Origin of the sequence: Nostoc sp. NMS9, assembly GCF_017114995.1 — a bacterium.
Classification (GTDB): Bacteria; Cyanobacteriota; Cyanobacteriia; order Cyanobacteriales; family Nostocaceae; genus Nostoc.
Genome location: NZ_JABXKL010000048.1, coordinates 1 through 23843 on the forward strand (window position 1 = coordinate 1; position 23843 = coordinate 23843).

At 41.9% G+C, this 23843-nt stretch carries 20 protein-coding genes and 1 pseudogene; 11 read left to right on the top strand and 10 right to left on the bottom strand.

Going from position 1 to position 23843, the window contains the following annotated elements; translation table 11 throughout:
- Positions 1-465: 465 nt before the first annotated feature.
- The 4 genes from abc-f to HWQ40_RS14990 all read left to right on the top strand — a co-directional run bounded on the left by abc-f (position 466) and on the right by HWQ40_RS14990 (position 5094).
- Positions 466-2079: a ribosomal protection-like ABC-F family protein gene (gene abc-f / locus HWQ40_RS14975; protein ID WP_292779014.1), complete on the top strand. Its 1614-nt coding sequence runs from the start codon at positions 466-468 to the stop codon at positions 2077-2079.
- A gap of 96 nt (positions 2080-2175) precedes the next feature.
- Positions 2176-2502: a DUF6825 family protein gene (locus HWQ40_RS14980; RefSeq protein WP_292779017.1), complete on the top strand. Its 327-nt coding sequence runs from the start codon at positions 2176-2178 to the stop codon at positions 2500-2502.
- A gap of 153 nt (positions 2503-2655) precedes the next feature.
- A complete protein-coding gene (locus HWQ40_RS14985; RefSeq protein ID WP_292779164.1) occupies positions 2656-4341 on the top strand; it encodes an AarF/ABC1/UbiB kinase family protein in 1686 nt (561 codons plus the stop codon).
- A 15-nt stretch (positions 4342-4356) separates the two neighbouring features.
- A complete protein-coding gene (locus tag HWQ40_RS14990) occupies positions 4357-5094 on the top strand; it encodes a Stp1/IreP family PP2C-type Ser/Thr phosphatase (protein ID WP_292779020.1) in 738 nt (245 codons plus the stop codon).
- A gap of 3 nt (positions 5095-5097) precedes the next feature.
- Here the strand turns inward: HWQ40_RS14990 and HWQ40_RS14995 are convergent, their stop codons facing one another.
- On the bottom strand, positions 5098-5238 hold the full coding sequence (locus HWQ40_RS14995) for a hypothetical protein (RefSeq protein ID WP_292779023.1): 141 nt from the start codon (positions 5236-5238) through the stop codon (positions 5098-5100).
- A gap of 566 nt (positions 5239-5804) precedes the next feature.
- Between HWQ40_RS14995 and HWQ40_RS15000 the strand changes: the two genes are divergently transcribed.
- Complete coding sequence (locus tag HWQ40_RS15000) at positions 5805-6002, top strand: NblA/ycf18 family protein (protein WP_292779026.1); 198 nt, start codon at positions 5805-5807, stop codon at positions 6000-6002.
- Positions 6003-6471: 469 nt separating this feature from the next.
- On the opposite strand, the gene HWQ40_RS15005 is transcribed toward HWQ40_RS15000, so the two are convergent.
- The 4 genes from HWQ40_RS15005 to HWQ40_RS15020 all read right to left on the bottom strand — a co-directional run bounded on the left by HWQ40_RS15005 (position 6472) and on the right by HWQ40_RS15020 (position 11788).
- Positions 6472-8025, bottom strand: coding sequence for a serine/threonine-protein kinase (locus HWQ40_RS15005; RefSeq protein WP_292779029.1), 1554 nt, complete (start codon positions 8023-8025; stop codon positions 6472-6474).
- 656 nt (positions 8026-8681) lie between these two features.
- Positions 8682-9695, bottom strand: coding sequence for a glycosyltransferase family 2 protein (locus HWQ40_RS15010; RefSeq protein ID WP_292779032.1), 1014 nt, complete (start codon positions 9693-9695; stop codon positions 8682-8684).
- Positions 9696-9919: 224 nt separating this feature from the next.
- A complete protein-coding gene (locus HWQ40_RS15015; RefSeq protein ID WP_194046678.1) occupies positions 9920-10366 on the bottom strand; it encodes a hypothetical protein in 447 nt (148 codons plus the stop codon).
- Between the two features lie 159 nt (positions 10367-10525).
- A complete protein-coding gene (locus HWQ40_RS15020; RefSeq protein ID WP_292779038.1) occupies positions 10526-11788 on the bottom strand; it encodes an anhydro-N-acetylmuramic acid kinase in 1263 nt (420 codons plus the stop codon).
- Positions 11789-12283: 495 nt separating this feature from the next.
- Here HWQ40_RS15020 and HWQ40_RS15025 point away from each other — a divergent pair, with 495 nt between their 5' ends.
- The gene (locus HWQ40_RS15025) at positions 12284-13045 is read left to right on the top strand and encodes a PEP-CTERM sorting domain-containing protein (RefSeq protein WP_292779041.1); all 762 of its coding nucleotides are present in this window, start codon (positions 12284-12286) and stop codon (positions 13043-13045) included.
- A gap of 511 nt (positions 13046-13556) precedes the next feature.
- A complete protein-coding gene (locus HWQ40_RS15030) occupies positions 13557-14759 on the top strand; it encodes an argininosuccinate synthase (protein WP_292779044.1) in 1203 nt (400 codons plus the stop codon).
- 127 nt (positions 14760-14886) lie between these two features.
- Here HWQ40_RS15030 and HWQ40_RS15035 read toward each other — a convergent pair whose 3' ends face one another.
- Positions 14887-15516, bottom strand: coding sequence for a DedA family protein (locus HWQ40_RS15035; protein ID WP_292779047.1), 630 nt, complete (start codon positions 15514-15516; stop codon positions 14887-14889).
- 474 nt (positions 15517-15990) lie between these two features.
- Here HWQ40_RS15035 and HWQ40_RS15040 point away from each other — a divergent pair, with 474 nt between their 5' ends.
- A complete protein-coding gene (locus HWQ40_RS15040) occupies positions 15991-16344 on the top strand; it encodes an STAS domain-containing protein (RefSeq protein ID WP_094348023.1) in 354 nt (117 codons plus the stop codon).
- Positions 16345-16827: 483 nt separating this feature from the next.
- Here the strand turns inward: HWQ40_RS15040 and HWQ40_RS15045 are convergent, their stop codons facing one another.
- Positions 16828-17388 carry an Npun_F5560 family protein gene (locus HWQ40_RS15045; protein WP_292779050.1) on the bottom strand — a complete coding sequence of 187 codons (561 nt, stop codon included), beginning with the start codon at positions 17386-17388 and terminating at the stop codon, positions 16828-16830.
- Between the two features lie 202 nt (positions 17389-17590).
- Positions 17591-17950 carry a 30S ribosomal protein S6 gene (gene rpsF, locus HWQ40_RS15050; RefSeq protein ID WP_104908252.1) on the bottom strand — a complete coding sequence of 120 codons (360 nt, stop codon included), beginning with the start codon at positions 17948-17950 and terminating at the stop codon, positions 17591-17593.
- A gap of 379 nt (positions 17951-18329) precedes the next feature.
- On the opposite strand from rpsF, the gene HWQ40_RS15055 reads away from it, so the two are divergent.
- Complete coding sequence (locus tag HWQ40_RS15055; RefSeq protein ID WP_292779054.1) at positions 18330-19103, top strand: fumarylacetoacetate hydrolase family protein; 774 nt, start codon at positions 18330-18332, stop codon at positions 19101-19103.
- 3 nt (positions 19104-19106) lie between these two features.
- Here the strand turns inward: HWQ40_RS15055 and HWQ40_RS15060 are convergent, their stop codons facing one another.
- Both HWQ40_RS15060 and HWQ40_RS15065 read right to left on the bottom strand, forming a co-directional pair.
- Entirely contained in the window at positions 19107-19583 is a 477-nt protein-coding gene (locus HWQ40_RS15060; protein ID WP_292779056.1) for a Tic20 family protein, read from the bottom strand.
- An 81-nt stretch (positions 19584-19664) separates the two neighbouring features.
- The gene (locus HWQ40_RS15065) at positions 19665-19862 is read right to left on the bottom strand and encodes a hypothetical protein (RefSeq protein ID WP_094348028.1); all 198 of its coding nucleotides are present in this window, start codon (positions 19860-19862) and stop codon (positions 19665-19667) included.
- 602 nt (positions 19863-20464) lie between these two features.
- On the opposite strand from HWQ40_RS15065, the pseudogene HWQ40_RS15070 reads away from it, so the two are divergent.
- Together HWQ40_RS15070 and HWQ40_RS15075 are read left to right on the top strand one after the other, a co-directional pair.
- Positions 20465-20803 (top strand): annotated as a pseudogene (locus HWQ40_RS15070) (hypothetical protein); the annotation flags it as partial.
- The gene (locus tag HWQ40_RS15075) at positions 20795-23824 is read left to right on the top strand and encodes a hypothetical protein (RefSeq protein ID WP_292779167.1); all 3030 of its coding nucleotides are present in this window, start codon (positions 20795-20797) and stop codon (positions 23822-23824) included. The pseudogene HWQ40_RS15070 and the gene HWQ40_RS15075, both read left to right, overlap by 9 nt.
- The last annotated feature ends 19 nt before the right edge of the window (positions 23825-23843 follow it).

Consider the following 23843-nt stretch of genomic DNA (forward strand, 5'->3'; position numbering starts at 1 on the left):
TTTAACTATTGAGCTTTAGCCACTTGACAAGTTTCTATTTTTCTTAACTTGACACCAATGGCAAGATGCCCACCCCACAAGATGTATTTAAGACAGAATAAAACTGCTGTAAGTTTTTCTAGTAGGGCTGGTGAGTGTGGAAAGAGAAAAAGCGATCGCTACCTTTCCGAAATACCTTCGTGCTACACTGTAGTCAATATCAAACCTCTTCACAACTCCAATGAAATAGCTGAAATGAAGTAGTACCAAGCACCTGTTGCGCCCAAGCAACAAATGTCAACAAAGAATAAACGCAACTAGTTTGACAGGGTTACTTCACAAGTCATGCACTAAATATATTGTCATCACTCCTATCTACATTAAACCGCTTCCTAACTGTCTGCGGCTGAGTTTATTTTGTGTCTAATCTACCCGTAATTTTTGGAGATACGCGGGTGGAAGTTTGCGAATTGAGGTTTGAGAAGAATGCCGAAAAAATCAATATTGTTAGCTGAGAATTTAGCCTACGAACTCAGCGTAGATAGAACTTTGTTTCAAGGAGTTCATGTGAATATCGAAGCAGGCGATCGCATCGCTTTAGTTGGTCGCAACGGTGTAGGGAAATCAACCCTTTTCAAGATATTTGCAGGTAAAATTAACCCATGTGCGGGTTCAGTTTGGTGTAATGGTATTGTCTATTATTTGCCACAAATCAGCACTATCAGACAAGAAATTACAGCAAATACAATAGTTAATTTTTTGATTTCTATCTCTGATGAGTGGTGGAAGATTGAGGATATTTTGCAAACACAATTCCATACCAAAGTTGACTTATCTTTACCAATTGCTAACTTGAGTGGTGGAGAACTTACTAAACTGTTTTTGGCGATCGGTTTAGCTCAAGAGCCAAACTTGTTATTGCTCGATGAGCCAACTAATCACATGGATTTGCAAGCATTAGAAAGCTTAAGACAGTTTCTTTTGAATTTCACAGGTGCTTATGTAATTGTCTCTCACAAGCCTTTTTTCTTAGACCAAGTAACAGAAGTTACGTGGGAACTTACACCTGTTGGCGTGAAAATATATGGCGGTAATTTCTCGCACTATCGAGAACAGAAAGAAATAGAGTTAGAGGCAGCATTGCGATCGCACGAAGCCGCCAGAAAGGAACTCAAACGTACCCAAGCCACAGCTATGCAAGAACAGCAACGCGCAGCCCAATCTAGTCGCAACGGTCGCGCCAAGTTTCTGAATGGTAGTATTGATAGAATGGCAGCAGGACTGATTAAAACCAAAGCTGAGGTGTCTACCGGAACAGCGAAAAAGAAACATGAAGCAGCAGTAGCAAAGACTAATCAAAAGGTTGCAGAGACGAAGGTCAAAACTACCAAAGTAACAAGTATTCAGCTAGAAGAAAAAAATCAAAAGCGCCGAAATCTAATTAATATCGAGGGTGCGAATCTTAGGATATCAGAGCGTCTATTAATTCAAAATATTCAACTGCATATATCATCTGGCGATCGCATAGCCATTATCGGCGCAAACGGTTCTGGTAAATCGAGTTTGGTCAAAGCAATTTTGGGAATGGAAAACCAAACAGTGGTTTTGGAGTCAGGTGAAGTTTTGCTTGCACCCACAATTAAAGCTGTATATCTCGATCAAACCTATGAATTGGTAAATCGCCAATACACACTTTTGGAAAATATGCAAGCTGCCAATCCTCATCTCAGCTATCAGCTTTTGCGTCAACAGTTGGGACACTTCCTCTTTAAATATGATCGTGTTCACAAAAGCGCTTCCATACTGAGTGGGGGTGAATTGGCAAGATTAGCGATTGCTATGATCAGTATCTCAGAAATCGATTTACTAATTCTTGATGAGCCAACTAATAACCTGGATATTGAAACTGTTGAACAAATGGTAGTAGGTATCAATGATTACCAAGGAGCGCTTTGGGTAATTTCCCACGATATCGATTTTCTCAGTCGGATTAACATTACCCAAGGTTTCAAGTTGAGGGAACAAACTTTGCAAATGACAACTTATTTACCGAGTACACCAGAGCAATATTATCGAGAGTTGCTGGAATGTGATAAATAAAGCGATCGCCTTATGTAAATTTCTAGCTCAACAACAGAAGCCGCAAAGCATACAGGCAAGTTATAATTCTCTTGCGGATCAACGTAACAAAAATTTATGAGTAACCCCCTTGTGCAAGCCTTTTTCGTAGGCAGAGCAGTAGCTGAAGTAGTTAATGAGCGTTTAGAGGTCGCCTTGACCGATGCTTTGAGCGATCTGGGCAAATTTGATGCAGAAGCTAGAGAGCAGTTGCGCCAGTTTACAGAAGAAGTCCTAGAGCGGGCAAATCGGGCAGCAGAAGCAGCTAATGCCAGTCAAGCTACCGCAGGTACTGGGCAAACCAGTTCTGATTCAGGTGACTTGCAAGCAGAGATTGATGAATTACGAGCCGAAATTGCCCTGTTACGAACAGAATTGCAACATTATCGTAGAGCTTCTGCATAAATTTTAGTCATTAGTCATTGGTCATTGGTCAAAAATTATGTACAAATGACAAAAGACAAATGACAAAGGACATTTAAGAAAAAAATAGTTTAGGAATCAGAGTGTCTTTTCTTCCAAGTGATTCGGTCGCAAACCAACGGTACACTAAAGTATATGGAACAAGGTTATTCAGAGAAGGCATACCGTTGGAATCGGGAAAAATACTCTAGCAAACGGCGTTTTGTGGACATTTGGTCTTTTGTCTTGACCTTATTGTTCAAACTTTGGCTATACAACAAATCTTGGAGTTATCCGGGAGGTGTGACTGATGTAAAGCAAGCTACAAGACGCAAAACCCAAGCGGTTTGGATTCGCAATACTCTACTGGATTTAGGACCAACCTTCATCAAAGTTGGGCAACTGTTTTCTACCCGTGCTGATATATTCCCTGGTGAATATGTAGAAGAACTAGCCAAGTTACAAGACAAAGTACCCGCATTTAGTTATGAGCAAGTAGAAGCGATCGTTGAGAAAGAACTAGGCAAGAAAATTCCTGAACTCTTCCATAATTTTGAACCTATTCCCTTAGCTGCTGCTAGCTTGGGGCAAGTACACAAAGCTGTGCTACATACTGGGGAATCGGTTGTTGTCAAGGTGCAACGTCCTGGACTAAAGAAATTATTTGAAATAGATTTACAGATTCTCAAGGGAATTACCCGCTACTTTCAAAGCCATCCCAAATGGGGACGGGGACGAGATTGGTTGGGTATTTATGAAGAATGTTGTCGCATTCTTTGGGAAGAAATTGATTATCTTAACGAAGGTCGTAACGCCGATACTTTTCGCCGGAACTTTCGCGGCTACGATTGGGTGAACGTCCCCAGAATATACTGGCGTTACGCTACTTCCAGAGTGTTGACTCTAGAATATCTCCCCGGAATTAAAATTAGCCAATACGAAGCTTTAGAAGCAGCAGGTTTAGATCGAAAGGCGATCGCTCGTCAAGGCGCTCAAGCCTACTTACTACAATTACTCAATAGTGGCTTTTTCCACGCCGATCCTCACCCAGGCAATATTGCTGTTAGTGCAAATGGTGCTCTAATATTCTACGATTTCGGCATGATGGGGCGGATTAAGTCCAACGTCCGCGAAGGACTGATGCAAACACTGTTTGGCATTGCTCAAAAAGATGGCGATCGCGTTGTGCAATCTCTGATAGATTTAGGTGCGATCGCCCCAACTGATGATATGGGGCCAGTGCGGCGTTCCGTCCAGTATATGCTGGACAATTTTATGGATAAGCCTTTTGAGAACCAATCAGTTGCGGCAATCAGTGACGACCTTTACGAAATAGCTTATAATCAGCCATTTAGATTTCCAGCAACTTTCACTTTCGTGATGCGAGCTTTTTCTACCCTAGAAGGAGTAGGCAAAGGCTTAGATCCAGAGTTTAACTTTATGGAAGTTGCCAAACCGTATGCAATGCAACTTATGACCGATATGAATGGTTCTGAGGGGAATAGCTTTCTGAACGAATTAAGTCGCCAAGCAGCTCAGGTAAGTAGTACCGCCTTTGGTCTACCACGTAGATTAGAGGATACACTAGAGAAGCTAGAGCAGGGAGATATGCGCTTGCGCGTTCGGTCTATAGAAACCGAACGCCTGCTGCGGCGACAGAGCAGTATTCAGCTCTCAATAAGCTATGCTCTGTTAATCAGCGGTTTCACGCTTTCAGCTACTATTTTAGTGGTTAAGGATTATGTATGGTTGGCACTGCTGCCTGGTTTAATTGCAGCGGCGCTTTCAGCGATCATGATCCGATTACTTTTACGCCTCGACCGTTACGATCGCACGTATTAATTGTTGCAAAAAATTATGAAACTTAATTTCACGGGTTTTAGCGATCCGGGACTTATTCGTTCTAATAATCAGGATGCTTACTATATAGACCCAGAAGGACGATTTTTCGTTGTTGCCGATGGTATGGGTGGTCATGCCGGAGGTGAAGAGGCAAGTCGCATTGCCACTGGAGAAATTCAGGCGTATTTGGTAGCAAATTGGGAAACTTCTAAGTCTTCTCAAGAATTACTAGAGCAAGCTTTGTGGGGTGCCAATGAAGCGATTTTGCAGGATCAGCAAAATCATCCCGAACGCGCCGATATGGGGACAACTGTTGTAGCAGTGATTTTTCGCTCCCCAGAGTCGCCTTGGTGCGCTCATGTTGGCGATTCGCGGCTGTATCGCTTCCGAGAGTCGCACCTAGAACAAGTAACGGAAGACCACACTTGGGTAGCACGAGCAATCAAAATCGGTGACATCACCTTAGATGAAGCACGATTACATCCTTTTCGCCATGTATTATCGCGCTGTTTGGGGCGCGAAGACTTGCATCAAATTGATGTGCAACCACTAGATGTAAAAATTGGCGATCGCTTGCTCTTATGTAGTGATGGTCTTACAGAAGAACTTGTCGAGCAGAAGATTGCTAACTGCCTCCAAGCTAGTGCTTGGCTTGATAAAGCCGCCATCTCTCTTGTTGAGGCTGCCAAAGAGCATGGAGGGCACGATAACATCACAGTTGTCATCGTCTCGCTTGAAGAAAATAGTCATTAGTCATTAGTCAATGCTTAGTAACTGTAAACAAATGACAAAGGACATAGACGCGCCAGCGGCTACTCTTCGAGAACGCCAAGGGCGAACCCGCAGGGTAGGACAAATAACTAATCCGGTAAATATACTCAGTAATTTGTTCAGCATGAGCATTTTTCCTTTTTACAATTTGATACAAATATTTTTAGCCTCTAAAATGACCTAAAGAGACTAAATTTGTATAAATTGGTAAATTGACATCTTGCACGTAATAAGGTAATGCGACTATAATTCACGCTTATTACCATTAATTCTCCAACCTCCTTAGAAATCTCCACCCTCCGAAGCTTGCTCCACGCTTGGGGAGACAGCATCTTAGGCTTTTTAGACACAAAGACTAAGACGGGTTTTGCATAGCACCAAATATTCTCTTTAAAGGAGATTTGTGCAAAGCATGAAGGAACTAGGGAGGTAGTTATACCTATCTAAGACCAAATAGAGCTTATTTTCCGGAATATGGTTCAGCTGACTTGGGTGGTATATCAGTAGGATTAGGTGCAAGATATCAGAGCAGAAAAAGTCCACACTTTGGATGTGGGCAATCTGTCAAACAATTGTTATCTTTCGTAATACGGAGGAACAAATGTTGGACAGATATGAGTCCAAATATTATCCCATTTGGACTTCTGTGAGCGATATCACCTTTACGCGTTGTTTTTTCGGAGTAATTAATTATGAGTCAACCAATGAAACTATCCTTGGAACAGCAATTCAGCATCTGCTCATTTGCTACTCAGGTGCAGAATATGAGCCACGATCAAGCTAAAGATTTTTTAGTCAAGCTCTATGAGCAAATGGTCGTGCGCGAGGCAACTTATCAAGAGCTTCTTAAGCACCAGTGGGGCTTAGATTCCGGTTCCACTATGGCATAGAGTCGTTCTAATGTCGCAGTGGGCGACCTCCTTCTCTTGCTTGGTTCCAAGGAGGAAAAGAGCTGGGGATGTCGGGGCGTCAACTTCGATAAGTAATTCCACAAGATGGCGCAAAAGTTTAATTCACGAAATTAACTAAGAATGAGTAAACATTGTCTACGCCATATCTGCTGGAGTCTAGACTAACTTTAGCATTGCAGGCTAAATCCGTTGTTTGCTTTAGCCAAACTTCTTGTTGTTTCGTCTAGTGTGAGAATCACACCTGGATATCTTTACAATCCACTGGAATATTTGCACAGGAAGATTCAGAGATAATTTGAATACCACTGCTTTAGCAGCTAGCGATTTCACTCTTTATACATATAACTAGAACTTACATCTTTATATATATTTTGTTTATAAAACGTTACATTGTTTGAGCGACCACCTTTTAGTTCCATATAAAACACGTAACATTAACAAACTATGCCTAGCTGGAAAGATCGTATGGAGAATCTGTATCAATACTTTCCAGTTTTGTTATAATTTGGGGCTTAATCTTTTCGTACTCGTTTTTGAGTAAACTTTTACTGATTTGCGGGTCGGCAGAGGACATCAACGTATTGCTCATTGCGACCCACTCTTGCAGTCGTTGCCGCTGGGCAGAAGCGACGCTGGAAAGTAAGATGTGGGTACAGGGATTTGGTGCTTCTCGTGCAAAGAATAAGAGGCGGTAGTAACCTGTGTGCTGTAGCAACCGGGCAATTTCTTGACCAAGGCTGGTTTTGAGATCGAGGTAATAAGGCAACCATTTAGCGCCATGCTTGCGATTGTAGATGACAGTAATCCATAGCAGCATGGGATGAGGGATAGAGATGAACAGAAATTGGTTATAGCGGGTACAGAGTAAGCGTTTTTGAATTTCCTCTTGCGGTAGCATCACCCACAAAGCTGGTAAAACCTCTCCATTGGTATGAATGGGCTGGGGAAACACAATATCGGCAATTGGTTTATTTTGGGGCCAGGAAATGGCACGAGCAATTTCATCATTTGACCAAGATACCCGCAAATCGGCTTTGGTCTTTTGTTCAACCTCAGTGCTAGCTGTAGTAGTGGGAACTAGGGCACGGCCGGCTTGCTGAATTTTGCGTGTATGCTCAGGCTTTTCTAAAGATGCTAAAACTCTGAGGATTTCAGTAATACTTTGGGGGCGATCGCGTGCTACTTTAGCTAGACAACTCATCACTAAATTTTCGATTTCTTTTGGTAGTTCCAATCCCGGAGCAACCTCAGCAAAAGAACGTGGTTTTTGATAGTGATGTGTTTTATACCACGCACCAAAAGAGTGAGTTGGTGCCACCAGTGGCATTTTGCCTGTGAGCATCTCAAACATCATGACGCCCAAACTATAAATATCAGCACGGTTGTCTAATTCCTTACCCTCCATCTGTTCGGGAGAAGAATAAGCCAATGTCCCCAAATAAAATTTTGTATGGTCGCCATCTGACTGTAATAACTTAGCAATACCAAAATCTAGAACCTTGACCAATTCTCCAAAACTCGGATCTTGAATCACCAGCATATTGCTTGGCTTAACATCACGATGGATAATTGGGCAAATAGTGCCATCAACCGGGATGCCATCATGGGCACACTGTAACCCCAGGCTGAGTTGACGCGTCATACTGAGGAATCTTGGTAAAGGTAATCGTTGCTTGCGAATAATATTGTTCAGGCTTTGTCCTTGTAAGTATTCCATGACGTAGAAGGGGATGTTATTGTCATCTACGCCATAGTCCATAACTCGGACAATATGGATACTTTTTTGCCCCAGTAAAGCACAGGTTTTTGCTTCTCGCTCAAAGCGGTCTTGCAATCGCATCTTTTCATTTTGGATTGATAGAGCTAGAAACTTAACCGCAACAGGTACACCTCCCAACAATGTATCTTTAGCACGATAAACCCGACCCATTGCTCCAGTACCGATTAACTCTTGGAGTTGGTAGCGTTTGCTGAGTAAGCGACCAATGTTGGGGTCTGACATAGAAAATTCGACTCCAAAAGCAGGTTGTAAGTGTTTAGGAGGACAAGTGCATTCAAACTTATATCTGATGATTGCGCCTAGAAATGACTTTTTATGCTCGTACTGCAAGACAGAAATGGAAGTCAAAAGGCAAAAAGCTTATAAGCTAGGCTTTTGTGCGATTTCCAATCGTTGGTCTATTTACGCGGTGCTGTACTAGCTTTTTCAGTCCTCTTTCAGAAGATTGAAACCACGATTTGACCGTTTGCAACAGAGACGGTTATTGCAACTGGTGCAACATACTAAATCAAACAAGCATAAAGAGTAGATTTATAATGACGCTTTGTACCATTTTGCACTTTAATTGTGGTGTAGTTTTAGTTTGCCCAATTTTGACTAATGCGCTATCACTCTTGGTGTCTCCCCAACTCTTGGAGACGTTGCTTCGTGTTGGGAGAAGACGGTACACTTTGGCTACACGAAACTCTACCTGCCTTTGTAGGTTAACAAACCCTTAACTTCGCATTAGTGTACGGAGGTAGACTTTGTTTGTGTAATAGCGAATTATATTCGCCCAATACTTTTAAAACATTTTTTGATTACCTAAAAGATTTTTAATTTTCAGGCTCATTCTTACATAGTAAGAATGCATCATTTATTGATAAAACTGTGATAGCCTAAGTGGTAGTTTTTCGTTTTCCCTGTTGGTTAGGATATATATCAAAACTTGATTTATTATTCATCACATAGTATTGAATTCGACGTTCGACAATACTATTAAATCGGGACATAAAATCATAAAAGAAGCCCGGATATTCCCTGATTTCTGTGAATGCTGTTAACCATTTTCCTTGTTTTATAGGTTCTACAACTTGAAGGTAAGCTAGATTTTTCTTATAGACTGAGAGATTATAAGATAGAGCACGCATTAGAGCAGGATTTTTTTTCACAACGTCTTGTTGCATGAAATATTTAGCAGCTTTGCAAGATTGATCTAGACGTGGTAATTGGCTTTGATATACAAGAGAACCAGGGCGTGAACGGTAGAAATAATAGGGTTTTGGTTCAATAAAAAACCTAGCTCCTCTAATTAAGCATTTCATATCAAGCCAAAAATCTTGACCCATCCTGATTTCATCATCGTACTCAATGCCGTGCTTAACCAAAAATTCTCGTTTGAATAGAGGCTTGCTTAAGCCAAGATGCAATCCTGGTTCCCCAAAGACATCAGTTTCTACAAAATAAACGATATCAATTTGGAGAATTTTATCTATACATTCTCCACTTTCTTGAATCAATGTACTCCAAGGAGATGTTGCACCGTCTTTGATAAAATAAACATCATCAGCAATCATGTCTGCATTTGTTTTATTTGCCAGAGACACAAGCTTGGACAATCTTTCGGGAGCATACCAATCATCTGAATCAAGTACAGCAATCCATTCTCCTCGGGCTGCTCTAAAGGCGCGATTACGTGCAGCCGCTGCTCCAAGATTTTGCTGATTAACTATCACTTTGAGACGTTGATCAGTGAAACTTTTAGCGACTTCTACAGTTTTATCACTTGAGCCATCATCGACCATGATAACTTCAATGTCAGTGAGTGTTTGCTCTAAGGCTGACTCTATTGCCTTCCCAATATAAGTTTCAGTATTGTAAGCAGGGATAATAACGGAGACTTTAGGATTCACGAAACTGAACTCCTGACTACGCGGTTAGGTAAAATACTAAAATCCTGACAATAATTTGCTCGTTTCTTTTTTACTATACAACTCAGTAGGTTAGTGAGAATAAACGATGAGTGGTTAAAGTTGGGCAGGAGATATTAGGCGTTGGGAAACCAGTACGTTGCCAGAGTTTTTTTGAACAGCGGTTTTTGGCTTAGAATAACAGCAAAGCGGTGGCAATGCTGCTTTTAGGTTGACTGACGCTCTAGGCTAGCTTCCATTGTGTTAGTTAAAAAATGGCCAGCCAAAATCCCACTACTGAGGTAATATGTATCTTGCGAAATCCGGTGTAGGGTTTCAAAGCCACTACGACGCTGACGATCGCCTAGTACCCAGTAACGCTGTACGATAGTATCCAGACCAATCCAGCCTTCGCCTTCAACCTGCCCCAAAATATTATGTTGTAGTAAAAAAGTATACTGACGCTCTCCATCATGCAACCGCCCCTTATATTGCAGAGAGATTTCAGAGCGATCGCTACCTGGGAATATCAGTTTTGTGGCCATAGTGAACCAGTTATCTCGATTCCAAGCTACCAAGGTCATACCCTTGACGCTAATTGGCATACCATTGCGTTCCAGCCAATTTCCTTCCATTGCCCAGCGTCCTGGTTCCAATAAAAAAGTATGAGCCACCTTTTATTCCCTGTCTTGCTCGAGTGCCGCCAAGACTACAGTTATAGCAGTAATGAGTTAGGAGTAGAGACGCGATTAATCGCGTCTGTACAGGAGTGCTGAGTTATGAGTGAAGAATGAAGAAATTTTTTATCTTGTTTATTGTTCCTGACTCAGCATTCAGGATTGACCTTGGTGAATTTCTCCCAAAAGTACTTCTTGAGGCGCACCTGTGGCAGTAGGTAGGTTGCCAGGAATACCCAAATGTCGCCAGTAGGCTAAAACTGCGAAAGCGATCGCTTCTTTAAAATCTGCACTCAAGCCGACTTCATCTGTAGTCCAGACTGGTATGGATGCCAACAATAACTGTAATCTTTGTTTCAAATAGAGATTGCGACTACCACCACCACATAATAATACCCGTTGTGGCATTTCTGGCAAAAAAGTGCGGTAACTGTGAACAATTGAAGTAGCTGTAAGTTCTGTAAGAGTTGCCAGTACGTCAGCAGGATTGAGTTGGTATGCTTGAGCATCTTTTAAACACTGATGCAGGTAAGTCACACCAAATAATTCGCGTCCAGTGGATTTGGGTGGCGGTAGATGAAAGTAGTCTTGGTTGAGCCATTGTTCTACTAAAGGATGGCAAGGAGTACCACTCGCTGCCCAATTGCCATCTTCATCATAAGTTTTAGCACCAGCACTTAAATGCTCCACTGCTATATCTAACAGACTATTTCCTGGGCCAGTATCCCAAGCACGAATTTTTGAGAGCCAGTCTCCATGCTGAGGCGGAATATAAGCAACATTGCCAATACCACCAATGTTTTGAATACAACGCCCCTCCTGGGGATGACTGAGTAAATAAGCATCGACTCTGGGCACGAGAGGCGCACCATGACCACCTATAGCAATATCAGCAACACGGAAATTGCTCACAGTTGCAATGTTTGTAAGATGGGCAATTAATGCACCGCGCCCTAGTTGAAGACTGTAACCCAAGGAAATGCCCAGTGCTGTTAGCGGATAGCTAGAGTTTAGCCCGTGGGTAGTGAGCATTTCTCTCCCCCTGCTCCCCTGCTCCCCTGCTCCCCCTGCTCCCTCTTTAGGTGGTCGATGATAAACAGTCTGACCGTGGGAGCCAATGAGAGTGGCTGGCTGATGACCAATTTGAATATTTTGGGCGGCTTGAGCAAACACTTGAGCGATCGCATCATCTATTTCTGCTAATTCTGCCATGGAGATGGCAACGCCTGCACCAACTGCTAATATTCTTTCTCTGAGTTCCGCTGGATAAGGATATGTTGCCCCGGCTAGCAACTCAACTTTGAGATCCAATTCTGTACCGGAAATCTCTACCAACGCAGCGTCTATGCCATCTACGGATGTGCCACTAATTAAACCGATAACGCGAGTAGGGACAACAGCTTTTTCAGTTGGATGCATCGATCGAGATTCTTTTGTTGATTGCAATAGTTTAGTTTAATTCATGTTACTAGCTATGTCAAAACACTCAGGTTGCATAGTTGACTACAGAAGTAAAAGTAAATAGAGCAAAGGAAGAATGTCAAAACCAATAGCAATGGCCGCGAATCTATTTCTATTTATCAGCAAACAAGGAATTTCAAACAGTTTTCTTTGTTATCTTGATTGATCCTTAATCAGAACAACATCCGAAAATACCAATTCTTGATATATACGAGCTAACTTTACAACTTTTTTATCTTCAGATAAAGAACAGATCCTCTATCCCCTTTTTCGGCAAGTGAAAGTACTTATTTTTGTTCCAAAATCAAGCAAGTGCTTCACCAAATATAGCAATTTTCCAGTAAATATAAATCCAGTATTTTCATCCTATTCTTCCTGATAAAAGACATTACATAATGAACTCAAATCGCACAGCGAATTTTTCAACAATTAAAAATACAAAATCTCAAAACTATGTCTCTTACAAAAATTGCTTGTATCGCGGCTCTATCTTTATCTGCAATCTCCTCATTTATCTATGCAGGTTCTGCCCAGGCTATTTCCTTCCAAGTAACCACTGGCATTGCAGGCCCTAATGGAGAAACTGACCAAGGTGCTTTTTCTGAGTTTACTCAACTTCCCGGTACTACAACTGTTAACTTCAATAATGGTCAAGCACCAACCACTGGTTTCGCTAAGTACTCATTTGAGAACAACAGTGGAAGCAGCAGTGTAAGGTCAGATGTATGGGCACCTGCTGGAGCAAATGGTGAGGTGAATAATGGGAAGTATTTGGCAGTTTTCAACGGTGATCAAGTCACAATTAAACTTGCAAGTTCCCTCAATTATTTCGGTATTGACTGGGGAGCTATCAGTTCTGGTAACGTTTTTTCCTTCTACAATGGCGATAATCTGATCAAATCATTTACAACTGAGGATGTGAACCCGGTTGCTCCAATTCATGCGTCACAGCATGGTGGTGAAGGAAATGGCTATCTTCACTTTTACTCAGATAGTAGCAACGATATTTTCAACAAGATTGTCATTACCCAAACAGGTGGTGGTGGATTTGAAAGCGACAACCATTCTTTCCATCTAGGAACTGACAAATTTACAGGTTTTGACCCTAAGTCTGTTCCTGAGCCTAGTGTTACCTTAGGTATGCTGGCTGTAGGTGGTATGTTTCTACGCAAGCGCAAGAATGAAAAGTTGCAAAGTGTAAGGCAATCTCATTAAATATATCAATCTTAGCTCAGTAAGATTTTGTCTACACTCTACCCTTAGCCTATACAAGTATTTCAAAACTTAGTTAATATTAAATACAAATCAGGGTGAGCTTACTTAGGTAAACTCGCCCTAATCCTTTTGCCATTTATAATCGGGACTTCTTCTACGGTTAATGCTACGCGTAGCAAGCTGTAGAAAAATTTTCTTTAACTAGACTTTTTGCATGAATCAAAAGCCCTCACCCTAAATCCCTCTCCCAAGCTTGGGAGAGGGACTTTTAAATTGGCTCCCATTCTCGGAACATTGGGAGAATGGGTTGGGGGATAAGGGCAAATTTTACATTTGTGCAAGAGGTCTACTCAATACTGCTTAGAGTTTAACCGAACAGTATTGAGAGTGAACCGTAATTCTGAGTCCTAACTCCTAAATCCTCCTATAGGTTGTTGCATGAAGAAAATATACATGGATTAGTTTAGATATAATAATGACTCATTCTTTGTTGTCCTAATTGGAGAAATTAATGGGTCGCGCCAAAAAGGTTGTCCTGGCATATTCTGGCGGAGTGGATACCTCAGTTTGCATCCCCTACCTCAAGCAGGAGTGGGGTGTAGAAGAGGTAATTACCCTAGCAGCAGATTTAGGTCAGGGAGATGAATTAGAGCCAATCAGAGAAAAAGCTCTGAAATCGGGTGCAAGTGAATCCCTTGTCGCGGCTGTCAAAGACAGCTTCGTTAAAGATTACGCTTTTGGAGCGATTCAAGCCAACGCCCTTTATGAAAATCGTTATCCTCTAGGAACCGCCCTGGCTCGTCCACTGATTGCCAAGGTATTAGTAGAAACAGCCGAAAAATATGGTGCTGATGCGATCGCTCACGGTTGCACTGGCAAAGGTAACGATCAGGTTCGCTTTGATGTCTCTGTAACCGCCTTAAACCCAAACTTGAAGATCCTTGCACCAGCCAGAGAATGGGGAATGAGTCGTGAGGAAACGATCGCTTATGGGGAAAAGTTTGGTATTCCCTCACCAGTCAAAAAATCTTCTCCCTATAGTATTGACAAGAATTTGCTTGGTCGTAGTATTGAAGCTGGTTTACTCGAAGATCCATCATTTGAGCCACCAGAAGAAATTTATGAGATGACCAAAGCGATCACTCACACTCCCAACGAGCCAGAGTACATCGAAATTGGTTTCCACGGTGGTATTCCCACAACCCTCAACGGTATAGCCAAAAAGCCAGTTGAGCTAATTGAAGAACTCAATCAGGTTGTAGGAAATCATAGCATCGGCCGGATCGATATGATTGAAAACCGTCTGGTGGGGATCAAATCGCGGGAAATCTACGAATCACCCGCGATGTTGGTACTAATTCAGGCACATAGGGATTTAGAAAGCTTGACCTTAACGCCAGATGTTACCCATTACAAGCGTGGGATTGAAGAAACTTACAGCCAAATTGTTTACAACGGTTTGTGGTACAGTCCACTCAAAGTTGCACTCGATGCCTTTATTCAAAAGACACAAGAGCAAGTTTCTGGAACTGTGCGAGTGAAGTTGTTCAAGGGTAACTCTACGATAGTTGGGCGTTCTAGCGATAATTCTCTTTATACTCCCGATTTGGCAACCTACGGAGCCGAAGACAAATTTGACCACAAAGCCGCTGAAGGCTTTATCTACGTTTGGGGACTACCGACTCGCATTTGGTCAAAGCAGATTAGGGGTTAAAAGTTAAGAGTTAAGAGTTAGGAGTTAGGAGTTAAAAAAGCAAAATAGAAAAGTAAAAGTTAAAAAATTCACTTTTTACTTTACTCCTCACTCCTCACTCCTCACTGCACTAGTTTTTATGGTTGACTTACTCTTCTGCTGCACCTTTAACCTGGCGAGACTCCAGCCACAGGGGCACAAAAATTAAGGCAGCGAGAATTAATAACGCTGCGATCGCAAATTGACCCACCCAAGCAACCAATTGTTCTAAAGAGACTATTTTGCCAGCAAAAAAAGCTAATGTCACCATCAAACTAGCCCAAGCAACTGCTCCTAACAAGTTGTATAAAAAGAATTTTCTAAAGGGCATTTCAGCTATACCAGCTAGTGGTGCAGCAAAAACTCGTAACAATGCCAAAAAACGCCCAAAAAACACCCCTTTAGCAGCATTTTGACTAAATTGATCTTTAATACTCAGCAGCCGCACTTCAGAAATCCGAAATATGCTGCCAACTTTTACCAGAAAAGCCCAACCGCTAACTCTACCAATCCAATAGCCACAAGTGCCACCAATGACAGCACCCATGATTGCGTCACCGAGAACCAGCCAGAAATTTAGTTCATCGCTGCCAGCTAAAAACCCGCCCACTAAGGTCACGGTTTCACCAGGAAGGGGAATGCCTAAATTTTCTAGCAAAATTCCGAAAAAAATTGCCCAATATCCGTAATTATGAGCAACTTCCTGGATATTTTCTAGTGAAATCAGCTCTAAAGACATTCCGCACCGCCGTCTTTACAAATTTTTACTTTTACTATATCTTTGCTTGTTTTTGGGTGGGGTGTCAATCAAACTAATACATAGAGTCATTAAGTCATTAGTTTAATACTGACTAATCCATAGCTTATAGTCTATGGTAACTGTTAACTTTCAAATATTTTTGGAATTTGTACCACATGTTCATAATTTATTGAAAAAAGATTAAAAATTTTATAGGAAATTTATAAATATCCGTTTAAATTGTGAAAATTTTGTAAAAGATACGGTTGATACCGAAATTGTTAGGCGCTTATGCCTATATTGATGAAAGTTATCACAAATTATACGACATGAATACTGAAATAATCTCTCTCAACTGTAGGACTGCAATTGCCCAAATATCTGGGTAAAAGAGTCATTTCACTGTTGAAAGAGAAAAAGTATTTATGTCTTTTTCAATTTTTTGTCAAGTGTTCCAATTACCCTGTTAAATTCATGGCTTTCACACAAGAACTTCAAGTGATTTTGTTTAAACCCCAAGGAAGCATAGATTTGGAAGGCGGTAAGGCTTTGAGCGAACAGATGGCTGGAGTCGTCCCTCAAGCTTATCAACTCTGGGTTATCGACCTAGCAGAAGTTAACTTCATGGACAGCTCTGGGTTAGTTCCTTTAGTAAAAGGGTTAAAAGCTGCACGTCAGAGTGGTTGCCGCTTGGTTCTATGCAACGTACAAGCTCCTGTACGGTTGATTTTGGAACTTACCCAACTTGATACAGTGTTTGAAATTTTTCACACTTACCAAGATATTTTTACCACCGTCAAAGATAACAGTCTGGTGCTAGCAGACTAACTAATAAATCTACCTATAGAAGGATGGCGGAGTCAAGCAATATTTGCATTTTTTCACATTCTCTAAGATAACAGTCTGGTGCTAGCAGGCTGATTTTCTTTCTTGTCTAGAAAAGAATGTTGAGGGAAACTCATGGCTTTGAGCTAGGTAGTATAAATTACAGATGAATGAATCTGCTTATTGGAAGTCATCTACCTAAAGCAGTAAAGTTCAGAAATGACCAAAATTGGTCAAAGCAAATGCAACTGTTTGTGACACTCCCCAGCCTTTTAAAGACAGGGTTTTTCAAATTACTCTAAGCTAATTGTTTTATATGCAGCGTAACTAGTGAAAAGAAGCAGGAGGTAAGAAAGGTTAGAATATCAGCTTTTACGTTATTTCTAACTTTATAGTTATTTTTGCCTCGATCTAGTACTTGGATGCCTCCAACATGCTTTGATCCACCAATTTCTTACCTCTTATGATTCCACCATAATAGTAACTTTAGGCATTCTGGGGAGTCGAAATATTAGTTTGTTCGGATGCTGGGCGGGGGAAATTTGGTAAATCAATACCGCTATGACTTGCATTGCGAGTTTTTAGTGCTAAACGGTAACTCACACTTTGCAGTTCTGCTTGCAGTTGGCGGTTTTCCCGTTGTAGCATTGCTACCTTTTCTCTCACTGGCGTCATCCGCTCTTCAAACTTCCGACGGTAAATTTGAGGCAACTCTTGTACTACTTGCTCCAACATCCGAGTGCGATCGGTAAGTTCTTGAACTGACTGTCGCAATTGGTAAATCTCGGAGTCACGAGTTGTAATTTGCTCTTGGTAGAACGCCACCTGCTGTTCCACAGCTTGAAGTTGTTCTTGTAAAGCGTGTAACTGGGTCAGATCGCGCTCAAATTCCGGTTGCTGGGGCATAAAAGTAGTGTTACCTTTTACCAGCCGGAAGAGTTCTTGAGATAGTTGTTGTACTAATTGATCGCGAAGTTGCAACTCCTGGCGTAGCTGCGATACTTCCGTCGAGAGAACTTGAATATTAGGTGTATCAGATTGGCTCACAGTAGCTTAAAGCTCCCATTCAGAATCTTGTCCACTCTAGGTATAACTGCGGGAGTACTACCTTTGGCAAGTATTTGTTAATTTAGCATTCCCAAACAAGTCAAGAAAAAAGAAAAAGACAAAATTTTATTGAATGGGAGTGGGGATTGGACATTCAGTTTCTTCCCTAGTTACTAGTTCCTAGTCCCCAGTCCTCAGTCTCTTAGACTGTTGCAGCTGTTGCAGCTACTTTAGTGGGCTTTTCTTTTTCCTCTTTAGGGGGTTTTTCTTCTTCAATGTCCTGCTTAATTGTCAAATAGCGAATCACTTCTTCACTCAAACGCATGGCGCGTTCAAAGGGGGCGATCGCAGTTGCAGGGGCACTGTAGTTTAATTGGATGTAGATGCCATCCCGATGTTTTTTGATTTCGTAAGCCAAACGGCGCTTACCACGATTTTGAATTTGGATCTCCTGGGCGCCTTGATCGCGAAGCAAATTCTGATATTTGGTAACTGCTTGCTCTACCTGCTCCTCTCCCAGGTCAGGACGGAGGATGTACATTGTTTCGTAATTTGTAGTCATATTTTTCAGTTTCCTCATGGACAAAAGTGGCTGCTGATATTAATTTATACCTGAATTTTATTTAAAATGCCAGTATTAATCAACATCTGAAGCAACAAGGAACTATAATCTTACCAGTTTTCAATTTGAATCATTAGCCAAATCGCCGAAGTTTGGATTTTTGGATGTCCCTAATGAAAACTAGGTTGGGAGGCAACCCTGATATTTCTTTAACAAGATTGATCGAGCTATCAGCTTCGCTAAGAGGTATCTTTCTTTAAGGGCATCTTAATAGCGATCGCTTTTTTGCTCAAGGCTCAATCGCTTTGCTCCCAGCTAACTGACGATTGCTACCTGCTCACAGCTTCTAATCGCAGAAAAAAGGATATTCATCAAGGTTATGGCGCAGCGCTACGTGCGAATTCAAAATCCAGAAGGACAGATTTACTATGGGTTACTACAGCTATCCCTGAATGTGCAGGTGCTAGATGCTCCACCCTGGTTACAAGGACAACCCACTGATTTAACTTTGACACCAGAAAATTACCAAATTCTGGCTCCCTGCGCTCCCTCAAAAATTGTGGCGGTGGGTAAGAATTATGCAGATCATGCAGCCGAAATGGGAACTCCAGTACCTTTTGAGCCATTAATCTTTCTTAAGCCACCTACGTCGATCATTCCATCTGAGAGGGAAATTAAGTATCCTCCCCAGTCACATAGAGTTGACTATGAAGGAGAGTTAGCTCTAGTGATTGGCGATTACGCCTTTGAATGTACGCCAGAGGTAGCCCAAACCAAAATTTGGGGCTACACCATCGCCAATGACGTAACAGCGCGGGATTTACAAAAACAGGATGGTCAATGGACGCGAGCCAAAGGTTTTGATACTTTCTGTCCCTTGGGGCCTTGGATTGTACGGGAATTAAATCCAGGAGCGAGATTGCAGACTTTTGTTAATGACGACGCTAATCCAGTTCAATCTACCTGTATTGATCGGATGGTGTTTTCCCCCGATATTTTAGTTTCCTATATCAGTCAGGTGATGACGCTACTACCTGGTGATTTAGTGCTTACAGGTACGCCGGAGGGTGTAAGTGCTTTGCATCCAGGCGATCGCGTCCGCGTAGAAATTGAAGGTATCGGTCGCCTGGAAAACACCGTAGCGACCCGTTAACTTCTAACGCACTTGCATATACACTGCATCGGAAATTGCCGGAATTTCTGCATAACGTCCACTTACAGACTGGATGACTGAATATGCGACTGCTCCCACTATGCCGATAAAAATGGTTGTAGATAGGGTTTGGATGGCAAAACCACCAGAGGGAACTAGTCCCACAACATCAGTTAGGATGCTAAACAAAAAGATAATGATGTCCAAAAGGATTGCTTGCATGGTGTTGAAACGAATAAAGTGACTAATTTTTTCGTTTCTTACTACCAGCAAAAATAAAGCAAAGAAAATAATCATTCCTGCATAACGCACGCCATAGTAAATTCTCAACAATGGCAGAAGCGGTAGAAACAGTAGTTGTAATGGTGGAAACTCTAAGAGCAAATATCTACCAAATACAAAAACTTCAATTAGAGGAAGCAAATAAGGCAAGGAAGCAAAAATCCGATCTGAAACTGTTGTAGACCCGCGCCAAGACATTATGCGTTCTCCTGTCGTTAAATTTTAATAGTTACTTGAGCTTAGGATAACGCAGTTGCTAGGTCTTGCTGAGAAATTCAACTATTCTATATGGGCGATGCGAAAGCCCATCATACATTCATATTGGTCTGGCTGCTGTTGAGTAAGTTTGCGAATAGCTTGACCACAGCGCAGTTGACCCCCACGCCAACGGGGTTGACCGCTCCCGTCAGCGAGTAAACAAGACTGGCAAACTTGCTCAGGGGCAAGGATTTGCTCGTCCATTAAAATGACTAGCATCGAATCCCTCCTGTAAATCCTCATTGTCAACCCACATTTTACTCAGGGGAAGACGTGTTTTGTAGCGGTTCAAAGAGCCACTTCAGATAGATTGGATGCGTTTTGCGTGGTTAAGTGTTGTGATTTGCGATGGGCTTTGCGCCTAACTTGGGCGATCGCAGAGGACACTTAAGAACCACATCCTGCCTCTTTGCAGCAAAAATGTGGGCAATTACGATTCAATAACAATTCTCAAGTGAATTTAAATTTATTGTACGTTGTGTCTATTGCAAAGTGGGAATTTTAGTAAAAAATAATACAAAAGTTTTTGCACTAAGTTGAGCAAAGACAACTAACGGTATCCATTACATTCCTGTTAATTTAGCACTAGGATGTGTCAAACTTAATATTCAGAAAACAACAAAAGCTTTACGTACAAAGAACACGGCGACTTATTGAAATTCCCTTGAGGTGAGTAGCTAAAGTGTGAGAAGTCAAGTCAGTAAAACTGAGTTAACTTGATAGCCATTTAAGTGAGGCATTTCTAAAATACTGAGGTAAACTTGCAAGCAAGTTAATCCACAATATTACTCAGCGGCTCGTCGGTCTGGGCATCACTTACAATGGAACACTGGCAATTTCTGATACAGAAACAAGGCGCTCGCTCGTGGCATATCCTAGAATCGCCAAATTTGGAAATTTTGGAAGGGCAGTATAGAGTTTTGGCTCGTTCTGACCTTCTTAATACAGACGTGGAAGTGCGGGTAACTCACTCTTCAACCGAGGAAGTTCAACCAACGCGGCGAATTTTCAAGCGATCGCGTCGCACTAATTCAGAAGGCTTAATGGCGGTAATTCCTTTTACCTACTTCCAGCCGGGAGTTTGGGAGTTGCGGTGTTCCGGCGATTTGATGTCGGATCTGCTCGGTAAATCTTGGCAATACAGTGTACAAGTGCAAGTCTTCTCACTGTTAGCAGAGAGAGAGCCGAGGAAAAATTTAGAATCAAATTCACCCGATCGCCCAGATACTGTTTCTGAAAACTTGGAATCTAATGCCTCAGCAGAAACTGCAATTACGTTATTTACCTTTGAGAAAGCGATCGCAGTTTCTGAAGAACTGGCAATTACTACAGATAGCAACCTTGTTACCACTGTTGCACCTGATGAAGGAAACTTGGAATCTAATGCCCCACCAGAAACTGTAATTGAGCTAGATCGAGCGATCACAGTTTTCGAAGAACTGGCAATTACTACAGATAGTAACCTTGTTACCACTGTTGCACCAGATGAAGGGAACTTGGAATCTAATGCCCCACCAGAAACTGTAATTGAGCTAGATCAAGCGATCGCAGTTTCCGAAGAACTGGCAATTACTACAGATAGTAACCTTGTTACCACTGTTGCACCAGATGAAGGGAACTTGGAATCTAATGCCCCACCAGAAACTGTAATTGAGCTAGATCAAGCGATCGCAGTTTCCGAAGAACTGGCAATTACTACAGATAGTAACCTTGTTACCACTGTTGCACCAGATGAAGGGAACTTGGAATCTAATGCCCCACCAGAAACTGTAATTGAGCTAGATCAAGCGATCGCAGTTGCTGAAGAACTGGCAATTATTACAGATAGCAACCTTGTTACCACTGTTGCACCAGATGAAACGGAAGAAGATGAAGATATAGTTATCGATCAGCCTGTAAGTCCTGTGTGGCTCAAAGGAGAGACGGCAGAGCAGATTTTACAAAATTTAATAGATTTAGCTTTACCTGCCTCTGAACTGCTGCCCAAAGATGAAAATGTTACAAATTCTTCGGCAACACAACTACCGCCACCATTACTGCTAACTTTAAGTCAGGATAATTATATTGCTCGTTGGGGACAAGCTCTTATAATCAACGGGTACATAGAATTCCAAGAAAAGACAAATCTAGATTGGGATGAAACATTATCTCCAAAAAGCTTGCGGGTGCTTGAAGTAGAAATTGAATTGCGATCGCCCAAGAACTCGAAAATCTTGACCAAAATACGGCAACCCTTATCAGATAAGGAGTTGCCCTTTACCATCAATACCTCAATTGATATTCCTGCTGATTGTGAATCCAAGCTAATTTTGGCAGATATCAGTTTGTATGGTAAATTCGCCGATGCTGGTGAAGTTATGACGTTAGCCAGCCAGTCCTTCACCATTACAGCAGATGTAACAGAATTACTGGCAATTACAGCCGCAGCAAAATCCAGTACATCTTTAAATGACCTCATAGCAACATCGGACTCATCTGCTGTTTTCGCAGAAACAGAGACACCTGTTAAGCTCGATTTGAAACTATTAAATCTGGTCAAGACTCCAAAAACAGACCAGTCTCAGATAGTTAATTCATCCCCAAACACACCTCTACCACCGCAAATTAACCTGCAAGTTCTGCGAGAAGCGAACCTGCGGACATCTAAGCTCAAGAATTCAAGCATTTCGTTGCCTCAATTACCGAAACTGCCTCCTATTCAAAGTGATGCCAACATTCCCACAGATATTGTTGCAGAACTACAGACACCGGAGGAGCTTGTAGAAAAGGATGCTACTATAGCCACCATCAACTTGGAGCAGTTGGTCATCAAGCAACGTCGAATGCCAATAATCGAGACTACTTTGCCATACTTGAAACGGCTACAAGCTTTGCCAGGTGATGCCGAAGAAAAAGTAGAAAATAATCTTCCTCCAGATGCATTGGAAGTTAAAGTGGCTGAAGACTTGCCAAAGTTGGACGCAACTGTGGCTGAAGATGAAAATACACCTGAATTAGTAGTAGGTGATGCACAATTCCAGGAAGAATCTGTTGCTGAAGGCGAAGCCCCGCAAAATACACAATTTCAAGAAGAATCTGTTGCTGAAGTCGAAGCCCCACAAAATACACAATTCCAGGAAGAATCTGTTTCTGAAGTAATAGCCCAGCAAAACGCACAATTTCAGGAAGAATCTATTGCTGAAGTAGTAGCTCCGCAAAATGCACAATTAATTACAACAGGAAACCTTTATTCATCTCCCCTGCTGAGGAAGTGGATGCAGAGCCAAGGATACTCCTTGCCTGAATCTATCAACGATCTGCAACCTCAAGATTACAATAACTATGTTCCAGCACAGCAGATACCCCTTTCTCCTAGTGCAGAAAATGCGAATGTTGATGTTAACTTGCCGTTAGACCTAGATGGGAAGACGGAGAATAATCTGAGCGAAGGTTGGAGCAGTTCACCACTTCTCCTGACTGAAACGCCCAAGGGACAAGAGACATGGGAAGAAGTCGAAGGATTGGCTCCTGAACTGGAAAACTTTGGGGAAAATATAGACACAGCGCAGGAAGTGGAACTGGGGATTGGAGAAGATACGGAAATAGAAAAAGTACTAGAAGAACCAACAATCTCATCGGCTCTGTTAACACAAGTACCGCCCCCTCCTCCTCCAATAAAAATAAATATAGCGTCAGCTTGGTTGGCGCAAGAAATCGTTGTAGATGATACAGATACCGAACTAGAAGCCGATACAAGTGGGAGTTACACCTTTGAAGAAAAGGAGCAACCACTGTTATATTCATCTTCTTCCTTACCTATAATTGCAGCAGCCACTGAGCCTTTGCCAACTCCACATTTGTATGTGCCAGAAGGCGAATTAATTGCTGGCAAGTCTGTCATAGTGCGCGTAGTACTGCCAGAAGTACCTCTGCAAGTTGTTGTCAAGTTATGGCTTGAAGATTATCAAACTCGTTACTTACTAGATGGCCCCCATCTATTGACAAATTTACTTCCTAATGCGTCGGGAGAGTTAGAAGTGATGACACAATTAAACATTCCCTTTGGCTGTTTGGAAATTCGCTTAGGAGCGATCGCACTCGATATTACAACCCAACAGGAGAGTCATAAAGTCACAATAGTGCGAACCGTCATTCCTCCAGACTTGCCAGACTTGCAGCTAGATGAACTCCTGGGTATGTGACTCAGGTATGAGGGGCATT

Excerpts from the sequence above, each read along its gene's own strand:
- HWQ40_RS14980 (WP_292779017.1), top strand. The coding sequence starts at position 2,176 with ATGAGTAACCCCCTTGTGCAAGCCTTTTTCGTAGGCAGAGCAGTAGCT.
- abc-f (WP_292779014.1), top strand. The coding sequence starts at position 466 with ATGCCGAAAAAATCAATATTGTTAGCTGAGAATTTAGCCTACGAACTC.
- HWQ40_RS14985 (WP_292779164.1), top strand. The coding sequence starts at position 2,656 with ATGGAACAAGGTTATTCAGAGAAGGCATACCGTTGGAATCGGGAAAAA.
- rpsF (WP_104908252.1), bottom strand. The coding sequence starts at position 17,950 with ATGACTACAAATTACGAAACAATGTACATCCTCCGTCCTGACCTGGGA.
- HWQ40_RS15030 (WP_292779044.1), top strand. The coding sequence starts at position 13,557 with ATGGGTCGCGCCAAAAAGGTTGTCCTGGCATATTCTGGCGGAGTGGAT.
- HWQ40_RS14990 (WP_292779020.1), top strand. The coding sequence starts at position 4,357 with ATGAAACTTAATTTCACGGGTTTTAGCGATCCGGGACTTATTCGTTCT.
- HWQ40_RS15035 (WP_292779047.1), bottom strand. The coding sequence starts at position 15,516 with ATGTCTTTAGAGCTGATTTCACTAGAAAATATCCAGGAAGTTGCTCAT.
- HWQ40_RS15005 (WP_292779029.1), bottom strand. The coding sequence starts at position 8,025 with ATGTCAGACCCCAACATTGGTCGCTTACTCAGCAAACGCTACCAACTC.
- HWQ40_RS15055 (WP_292779054.1), top strand. The coding sequence starts at position 18,330 with ATGGCGCAGCGCTACGTGCGAATTCAAAATCCAGAAGGACAGATTTAC.
- HWQ40_RS15025 (WP_292779041.1), top strand. The coding sequence starts at position 12,284 with ATGTCTCTTACAAAAATTGCTTGTATCGCGGCTCTATCTTTATCTGCA.
- HWQ40_RS15060 (WP_292779056.1), bottom strand. The coding sequence starts at position 19,583 with ATGTCTTGGCGCGGGTCTACAACAGTTTCAGATCGGATTTTTGCTTCC.
- HWQ40_RS15020 (WP_292779038.1), bottom strand. The coding sequence starts at position 11,788 with ATGCATCCAACTGAAAAAGCTGTTGTCCCTACTCGCGTTATCGGTTTA.
- HWQ40_RS15040 (WP_094348023.1), top strand. The coding sequence starts at position 15,991 with ATGGCTTTCACACAAGAACTTCAAGTGATTTTGTTTAAACCCCAAGGA.
- HWQ40_RS15000 (WP_292779026.1), top strand. The coding sequence starts at position 5,805 with ATGAGTCAACCAATGAAACTATCCTTGGAACAGCAATTCAGCATCTGC.
- HWQ40_RS15065 (WP_094348028.1), bottom strand. The coding sequence starts at position 19,862 with ATGCTAGTCATTTTAATGGACGAGCAAATCCTTGCCCCTGAGCAAGTT.
- HWQ40_RS14995 (WP_292779023.1), bottom strand. The coding sequence starts at position 5,238 with ATGCTGAACAAATTACTGAGTATATTTACCGGATTAGTTATTTGTCCT.